Source organism: Pyxidicoccus fallax, from assembly GCF_012933655.1.
Lineage (GTDB): Bacteria > Myxococcota > Myxococcia > Myxococcales > Myxococcaceae > Myxococcus > Myxococcus fallax.
The window spans coordinates 1-7,957 of sequence record NZ_JABBJJ010000473.1; the positions used below are offsets into that span (position 1 = coordinate 1).

A 7,957-nucleotide genomic window follows, 5' to 3' on the forward strand; every position below is an offset into this window, starting at 1 on the left:
ATACGAGACAGGCGCGAGCTGGTGCGCGTGATTCCCAAGCCCGAGCTGCCGCAGACCATCGTCTTCGTGGGCCGTCCGGGGCTCGCCGCGGGTCACCCGGACGAGCACGCGCTGGACCTGGCCACCACGGTGTTCGGCGGCTTCTTCGGCGCCCGCCTCAACATGAACCTGCGCGAGGCCAAGGGCTACAGCTACGGCGCCTATGCCTTCCTGGACACGCGCCTGGGCGTGGGGCCGCTCATGTCGTACACCGCCGTGCGCCAGGACGTGACGGGCCCGGCCATCAAGGAAGTGGTGGGCGAGCTGTCTGGCCTCCAGTCGCGGCCCATCACGGAGAAGGAGCTGGAGTCCGCGCGCGAGGGCCTCATCCGCGGCCTGCCCGGCGCCTTCGAGACGGTGGAGGGCCTGGGTGGTAGCGCCGCGTCCCTCTTCTTCCAGCGCCGGCCGCTGGATGAGTTCCAGCGCACGGTGGAAGGGCTGCGCAACGCCACCCCCGCCGAGGTGCAGCGCGTGGCCGAGGCGTACCTGAACCCCGCGTCGATGCAGTTCGTGCTGGTGGGCGACCCCGCCACCATCCAGGAGCAGGTGGGCGCGCTCAACCTGGGCAAGCTCACGCCCGTGGAGCCGGACGCGCCGCCCGCGCCGAGCGCCTCGACGAAGTAGTCACCGTTTCGTTCGAGTGAACACGCCGGGACCCGTGTGCAGCGCGGGTCCCGGCGTTGCTGTTTTCAGTCCGTCTCGCTGGCGTTGCGCTCGTCGGCCTTCTCGCGGCCGAGGCGCTCGCGCTCCAGCTCGTCGGCCTCGTCGATGGGGCTGCGGATGTCGGGCACCGGGCCGCCCACGGGTGCGTCACTGTCGAGGGCGAACTTCTGCTCGCGCGTGTCACGCACCGAGTCCGCGGAGTAGAGGGGCAAGGTGTCATCCGCCTCCAGGCCCCGGTCCACCCGGTCCTTCGCGTACGGCGGCTTGGTGGGCGCTTCCTTGCCGCCCGTCAGGGGGCTGTACTTCTTGTTGGCCATGTCGCGCTCCTCGTCGAAGGGCGCGGGGACGCTCCCCACGCCGGCGTACCGCTACGAGGCTCAATGTCGGAGCGCGGCCCCCGCTCACCAAGCTTCCCCCGGCGGGCCCGGCGCACGCCTGCCCGCAAGGTGAGCGCAACCTCGGTTTGCCAAACCTCGCATATCCGGCTTTCATGCCTGCACCCCGCTCGTGGCCGGCCAGTGGGGGGTGACCCTTCACGGAACCCCACAGACGAGGCCCCATGACGAGGCTCCTCCAGTACTCGCGTCTCCGAAGCATGTCCGCGTTCCGCCTGCCCGGTGTGCGGGCGGGCTTCCTGGCCGCGGCCCTGGTGCTCGGCTGCGGCGAGCGGCCCGCCCCGCCGCCTCCCGCACCCATGGCGGCCCCGGAGCGCACCCACGTCGAGGGCGAGGTCCTGGTGCGCTTCCGCGACGGCGTCCAGGCCATGGAGTCGGATGCCTCACGCGTGCTGGTCGGCGCCCGGGTGATGCACCGGTTCCGGAGCCTGACGGGGCTGCAGCACGTGAAGCTCCCCCAGGGCACCACCGTCGAGCAGGCCCTGGAGCACTACCGCCGCGACCCGCGCGTCGCCTTCGCGGAGCCCAACTACCTCTACACGCTGGACGCGCTGTCCGACGACGCGCGCTTCCGCGAGCTATGGGGGCTGCACAACACGGGGCAGACGCTCGGGGGCGTGGACGTGGACCTCAACGCGCCCGAGGCGTGGGCGCTCACCCAGGGGAGCGAGGCGGACGTCGTCGCCGTCATCGACACCGGCATCGACTTCACGCACCCGGACCTGGCCCCCAACATGTGGGCCAACCCCGGCGAGGTCGCCGGCAACGGCGTGGACGACGACGGCAATGGCTACGTCGATGACATCCACGGCATCGACGCCATGGACGAGGCGCGGACGAAGCCTCCCATGGACAACCACGGCCATGGCACGCACGTGGCCGGCACCATCGCCGCGCGCGGTGACAACGCCCTGGGCGTCGTCGGGGTGAGCCCGCGCACGAAGCTCCTCGCGTGCAAGGTCGCGGACGACGAGGGCCTCTTCTCACTGGATGCCGCCATCCGCTGCCTCGACTACCTCGCGGAGCTGAAGACGCGGGAGCGGCACCCGGTGAATGTCATCGCCACGAACAACTCGTGGAGCGGAAGTCAGCCCTCGGAGTCACTCGAGGAGGCCATCACCCGCCACCTGCACGCGGGCATCCTCTTCGTCGCCTCCGCCGGCAACACGGGCTACCACCTGGACCTGCCCTGGGCGACCTCCTTCCCCTCGGAATACCTCCTGCCCAACCTCATCTCCGTGGGAGCCACGGACGCGTCGGACCGGCGGGCGTCCTTCTCGGCGTACGGGCGCCAGAAGGTGGACGTCTTCGCTCCGGGCGTCTCCATCCTGAGCACGGTGCCCCGAGGCGGCTACGCCGTCTACAGCGGCACGTCCATGGCCGCGCCCCACGTCACCGGGCTGGTGGCGCTGCTGCATGCGCAGGCACCCGAGCGCGACTGGCGCGCGCTGCGCAACCTGGTGCTGAGTGGCGGCCAGGAGGTGCCCGGGCTGCGGCACCTCAGCGTCACCGGCCGCCGCATCCGCGCCGTCGACACGGGGGGCGTGGGATCCCTGAGCTGCGAGAACCAGGCGCTGATGAAGCGCCTCGAGCCCGGTTCGGATGTCGTCCTCGGCGGCCAGGAGTGGTGGAACGACTCCGAAGGTCAGGTGACGCTCGCCGCGCTGAACATCCGCTGCGGCGAGGCCGCGGGGCCCGTGACGGTCCAGCTCGACGTCGAGCCCTTCAGCATCGTCCTCCGCGACGACGGCCAGGGCCCGGACCGGGCCGCGGGTGATGGCATCGCCACCGCGGTGTGGACGCACTCGCGGCTGGACCCTGTCACCTTCACCTTCCCCGACGGAGACACCGTCACGGCCTACCCCCGGTACGCGGCCGTCCCCAGGCCGTTCGAGATATCCACCACCTGGCGGCCTCGCTACGGCCGGAATGCGCGCTTCCAGACGGACATCGTGACCGCCGGCACCCAGGGCCCCTGGGAGGTGCAATGGGACCTGGACTACGACGGCCGCTTCGACGTGGATGTCACCCAGACGCAGGCACCCCCGGAGACTCCGACGCAGCGGTTGACGGCCGCTGTCTTGTACGACTCTCCGCCTCGGGATGCGGAGCAGGTTGCGGTGAGAATCCTCGACGCGAGCGGCCGTGCCTCGTTCACCGTGGGCTTCCCGCCGGACTACAACCTGGTGCACCCCCACTCCGTGAAGCTGGAATCGGACGTCCTGGTCCCCCAGGTGAACCATCCCTTCACGCTCGACGTCTCGTTCATTGCTCCCGCCGACTCCCATCCGTGGACCGTGGAGTGGGACCTGGACCATGACGGGCAGACCTTCCGTCCGACGGAGACGGACGTCATCCTGACGCCCGCGGAGCAGGGCTCCTCGAAGTCCCTGGGCCGGCTCGTCCGCACCGAGGTCTTCAGCCGCCAGGGTGTGAACCGGGTGGCCATGCGAATCACCACCCGGGACGGGCATCCCTCGCTCCTGAAGACCTGGGGTGCCGCGGCCGTGTGTGGGCCGCCCTTCCTCCGCGACGTGAGCGTGGAGGGCTCGGGAACGGTGGAGCCCGTCACGGTGGGACTCGTGGCCCAGGCCGAGCCCGGCTGTGAGCCCATCCTCCGCTACCACTGGGACTTCGACGGAGACGGCCGCTTCGACGCGGTGACGGCCGAGCCGTCCATCCAGCACGTGTACGCGGACAACCCGGTGGGCGGCGCCTCACAGCGGGGCATGGTGCGCGTCGAGTCCGCCGGAGGGCACCTGGACCGGACCTTCGAGGTCCCCGTCGAGAACGCGCCCCCGAGCGTGGAGCCCATCCCCGAGCAGACCGTGACGTCGACGACGGTGATGATGTACCAGGTGCGGGCCTCGGACCCGGCGGGCGCGGGGGATGCGCTCACGTACTCGCTGAGCGGCATCCCCGGGGACTGGGTCAGCGTGAGCGAGACGGGGCTGCTGTCCTGGTCGGCTCCGAAGGCGTGGCTCAGCACCCAGGGCGCGCGCGCCCGCTTCGAGGTCGTCGTGCGCGATGACGAGGGAGCGGAGGCGCGCGTCCCGGTGGTGCTGCTGGCGGACCTGGAGCCCGAGCCCATCCCCACGAGCCCGGTCGTCCCCGGGGGGTCGAAGGGCTGCTCCGCCACGGGTGGCGGGCTCCCGGCCGCGCTCGCGCTGCTCGCGTTCCTTCCGTGGGTGCGTGGGAGACGGCGCTACCGCTCGTGAGCGCCCGCGCGCCCTACAGCAGGGGCGGCGGCTCCACCACCACCTGCGTGGAGATGGCGGTGTGCTCGGCCTCCCAGCGCAGCCACAGCTTGGGGCGTGAAGTGGCCGCATTGCCGGGCCGCCTCACGCACAGGGACAGCCAGTTGCGCTCGCGCAGGTAGCGGTCGCTGCCCACGGGGAGCAGCTCCGTCTGCATGAAGGACGGCAGGTCCTCGACGCCCTCGGCGGCGAGGATGCGCATGCCCAGGAACTGCAACAGGCCCGGTGGCGGGTGGACGACGGCGGAGGATGTCACCTGCTCGATGGCGGCTTCCGTCAGCCCGTGCGGGAGGTGCTCCGGGTTGCGCGAGCGGATGAGGCCGCGCGCGCCCACGTGCACGTCGCCGGACACCACCGTCACCGCGCAGCACGAGTCCTTCGCCAGCCGGAACAGGTCCATGATGAGCCGCGTGCGCTCGCCGCGATGCACGTGGGACTCCCACTGGTCGAGCATGTCGTCGCGCAGGTCCATCATGCCGCCCATGCTCTCGGTGGCCTGTCCGAAGCGCAGGTGCACCAGCGGCACCGAGGACACGACGACGACGTGCCGGTACTTCTTGCCCACCTCCGGGCGCTCGCGATGCTCACGGCGCCACGCGTCCAGGGCGTTCCACTGCGCGTCGCTCAGCACCGCGTGCTCGACCTTTCCGCTGGAGCGCACCCGCGTGGTACGGCCGCTGCGCAGGTCGAGCGCCACCACGTCCAGGTCGCACGTGTCACCGGCGAAGCGCACCGTCTGGAGGTAGTGCGTCTCTCCCGGCTTGCGCTCGCGCGGCGTCTTGTCGGCCGTCTTGAGCCCGCCGAGCTGGAAGGCCTCGAAGGCGAGCGCCGCGGCGCTGTAGATGTTGCGGTACCACGCGCAGGCCTGGAGCTTCTCGTGCGAGCCCCAGCCGTCGAAGATGTCGTGGTCGTCCCAGGTGAAGAGGCCGGGCACGCGGGCCATCATCGGAGCGATGCCGGAGGAACCGTTCCACCGCTCGCAGTACAGCTCCACGTAGCGGGCCACGAGGTTCTCGTGGAAGTTCTCGGGCAGCTCGCAGGCGAGCTTCTCGTCCAGCGAGAGCTTGCGGAAGTCCACCAGCTCCTGGGACGTGTACCAGATGGAGTCCGCGTACACCTGGTCTCCACCGCCGAGGAGCAGGTGGAAGCCGCCCGCCGGGTCCTCGTGCTGCTCCTTCATGTCGTCCCAGCAGCCGAAGGGACGCGGCATCTTGGACACCGCGTTCCACGCGTCCGCGCTGCCGCCGCCGTTGCAGGAGAAGAAGGCCGCGCGGGGCAGCCCGCCGCGCTCCGGAATCACGACGTCCTTCACGTCATCCACGCCCTCGAGCGGAGCGGCGCCGTCCACGGGGACGAAGCGGTAGGCCACGCGCTTGGGGGCGGCCTCGCGTGGCAGGCGCACGTGCCACTTCCACAGCACGCCGGCCTTGGGGCTCTGGATGGCGGAGAAGTCGGCGGCCACCTCGGGGTGGGGCTCGACGGCGCCGGGGAGCTCCGCCCCGTTCTTGTCGAGGAAGACGAGGCGGAGCGGCGGAGGCCGCGCGGAGTGGGTGCCGGCGAGGTACAGGTTGACGGAGAAGGCCCACGTGTCCGGGGACTGCGAGCCCGCCACGTACAGCATCGGTCCGAGCAGCTTCTTCATGTTGCCCCCCTGTGAAGACGCCAGGACCCGCGGGCCCTGGCGGGACGAGTCTAGCCCTGAGGGCTGTCCCCAAGTTGCCCACAGCCCTGGAGGGCAGGGCTCCATTCACTTCCCGAGGAAGCCGAGCAGCTCGGCGTGGAACTTGTCGGGGGCCTCGAAGTGGGGGACGTGGCCGACGCCGGGGAGCTCCACGAGCGTGGCGTTGGGGATGGCCTTGGCCACGGCCTTGCCGAGCTGCGGGTACTGACCGAGCGTGGCGGCGACGTCGGCGGGCACCTTGCCGCGGCCGATGAAGGTGCGGTCCTCCTGGCCGATGACGAGGAGGGCGCGGGGCTTCACGCGAGGGAACTCGTGGGAGACGGGCTGCTCGTAGATCATCTGCGACGTGGCGGCGGACACCCAGGCGAGGCGGGGGTACTCGGCGCTCTGGAGCTGGCGGGCGAAGAGCTGAATCCAGACGTCGTACTCGGGCTTCCACTTCACGTAGTAGGTCTGGTGGTACTTGCGGGTGCCCTCCTCGGAGGCCTTGAGCTGCTCGCGGTAGTAGGCCTCGGTGGGCTGCCAGGGGACCTTCTCGCGGTAGTCCTCGAGGCCGATGGGGTTCTCCAGCACGAGGTGCGTGGTGGACTCCGGGTACATGAGGGCGAAGCGCGTGGCGAGCATGCCGCCCATGGAGTGGCCCACCACGGTGGTCTCCTTGACGCCGAGCGAGTCGAGCAGCTGCTTCGTCAGCGAGGCGAGCGTGTGGAAGCTGTAGTGGATGTCGGGCTTGGAGGAGCGGCCGAAGCCAATCTGGTCGGGGACGACGACGCGGTAGCCGGCGCCGGCGAGGGCGCGGATGGTGTTCTGCCAGTACGCGCCGAAGAAGTTCTTTCCGTGCAGGAGGACGACGGTGCGGCCATTGGCGCGAGCGGTGGGCTTCACGTCCATGTAGGCCATGCGGAGGTCCTGCCCTTCGAGCGTCACGGGCAGGAACTGCACGGGGTACGGAGAGGGGAAGCCCTCCATGGCGATGCCGATCGGCTCGGCCGCGCGCGCGGGCTGCGTGGGCTGCGCGAGCACGGGCGCGGAGGCCAGCAGGGCGGTGAGGGCCAGGAGAGGGGAACGGACGGACACGGGGCTCGCTCCTTGGGACACAAAGGGTTGTCCACCGTGTGTAGCGCGAGGAGGCGAGGCGCGCAGGGACTTCCGCGGGCGAAGTGAGCCGGGTGTGAGGCGGTGGACCCGCCTTACCCCTCCGCGCCCTCGAAGCTGCGCGGCCGCAACAGGCGCAGCGTCAGCACGAGCGCGAGGAACAGCACGCTGGCGCTCACGGTGACGAAGCGCAGGCCCACGCGGTCCGCCAGCGCGCCCAGGCCCCACACGCCCGCCGCGTACCCTCCGCCGAGCACCATGCTGTAGATGCTGCTCGTCCGCGCCTGCAGCTCCCTCGGCACGCGCGACTGGCAGTACGTGTGCGTCCCGCTCATCAGCATCATGTAGTTGGCGCCCAGCACGAACATCAACACCGCCGCCACCGGCAGCGTCGGCGACAGCCAGTACAGCGCCGACACTCCACCGATGGCGAGCGCCAGGTACCCCAACAACTTCCGCTGCCCCAGCGAGTCCACGAGCGTGCCCACCACCAGCGCCGCCGTCACCGCCCCCGCTCCCTGGCAGGTGACGAGCAACGACGTCGCCGCCGCTCCCTGGCCGAACTCGCGGATGGCGAACACCGGCACCAGGCCGATGAACGGCGCCACCAGCAACGCCACCAGCAGCGTGCTCCACATCATCAGCGAGATTTCCGAATCCTTCCGCGCCACCTCGAAGCCGTGCGCGATCTCCTTCCACAACCCCGACGAGGCCTTCGCCGCCGCGCGCGCGGGCGCCTGCACCCGCGACAGCGCCACCAGCACCGCGACGAAGGACAGCGTGTTCACCAGCAGCGCCCACGACGCCCCGCCCATCCCCAGCACCAC

Annotated in this window: 6 protein-coding genes; 2 read left to right on the forward strand and 4 right to left on the reverse strand. The window is 70.8% G+C overall.

Annotated elements, in window-relative coordinates; genetic code table 11:
• On the forward strand, positions 1-663 hold a 663-nt coding region (locus tag HG543_RS49200), incomplete at its 5' end, for a M16 family metallopeptidase (protein ID WP_169351907.1).
• Positions 664-728: 65 nt separating this feature from the next.
• On the opposite strand, the gene HG543_RS49205 is transcribed toward HG543_RS49200, so the two are convergent.
• On the reverse strand, positions 729-1,019 hold the full coding sequence (locus tag HG543_RS49205) for a hypothetical protein (RefSeq protein WP_169351908.1): 291 nt from the start codon (positions 1,017-1,019) through the stop codon (positions 729-731).
• 242 nt (positions 1,020-1,261) lie between these two features.
• Between HG543_RS49205 and HG543_RS49210 the strand changes: the two genes are divergently transcribed.
• On the forward strand, positions 1,262-4,315 hold the full coding sequence (locus HG543_RS49210; protein ID WP_169351909.1) for a S8 family peptidase: 3,054 nt from the start codon (positions 1,262-1,264) through the stop codon (positions 4,313-4,315).
• 13 nt (positions 4,316-4,328) lie between these two features.
• Here HG543_RS49210 and HG543_RS49215 read toward each other — a convergent pair whose 3' ends face one another.
• From HG543_RS49215 to HG543_RS49225, 3 genes are all read right to left on the reverse strand, one after another.
• Complete coding sequence (locus HG543_RS49215) at positions 4,329-5,996, reverse strand: alkaline phosphatase D family protein (protein WP_169351910.1); 1,668 nt, start codon at positions 5,994-5,996, stop codon at positions 4,329-4,331.
• Positions 5,997-6,101: 105 nt separating this feature from the next.
• A complete protein-coding gene (locus HG543_RS49220; RefSeq protein ID WP_169351911.1) occupies positions 6,102-7,112 on the reverse strand; it encodes an alpha/beta fold hydrolase in 1,011 nt (336 codons plus the stop codon).
• A 113-nt stretch (positions 7,113-7,225) separates the two neighbouring features.
• Positions 7,226-7,957 (reverse strand): MFS transporter (locus HG543_RS49225; protein WP_169351912.1); only part of this gene is annotated, 732 nt, incomplete at its 5' end.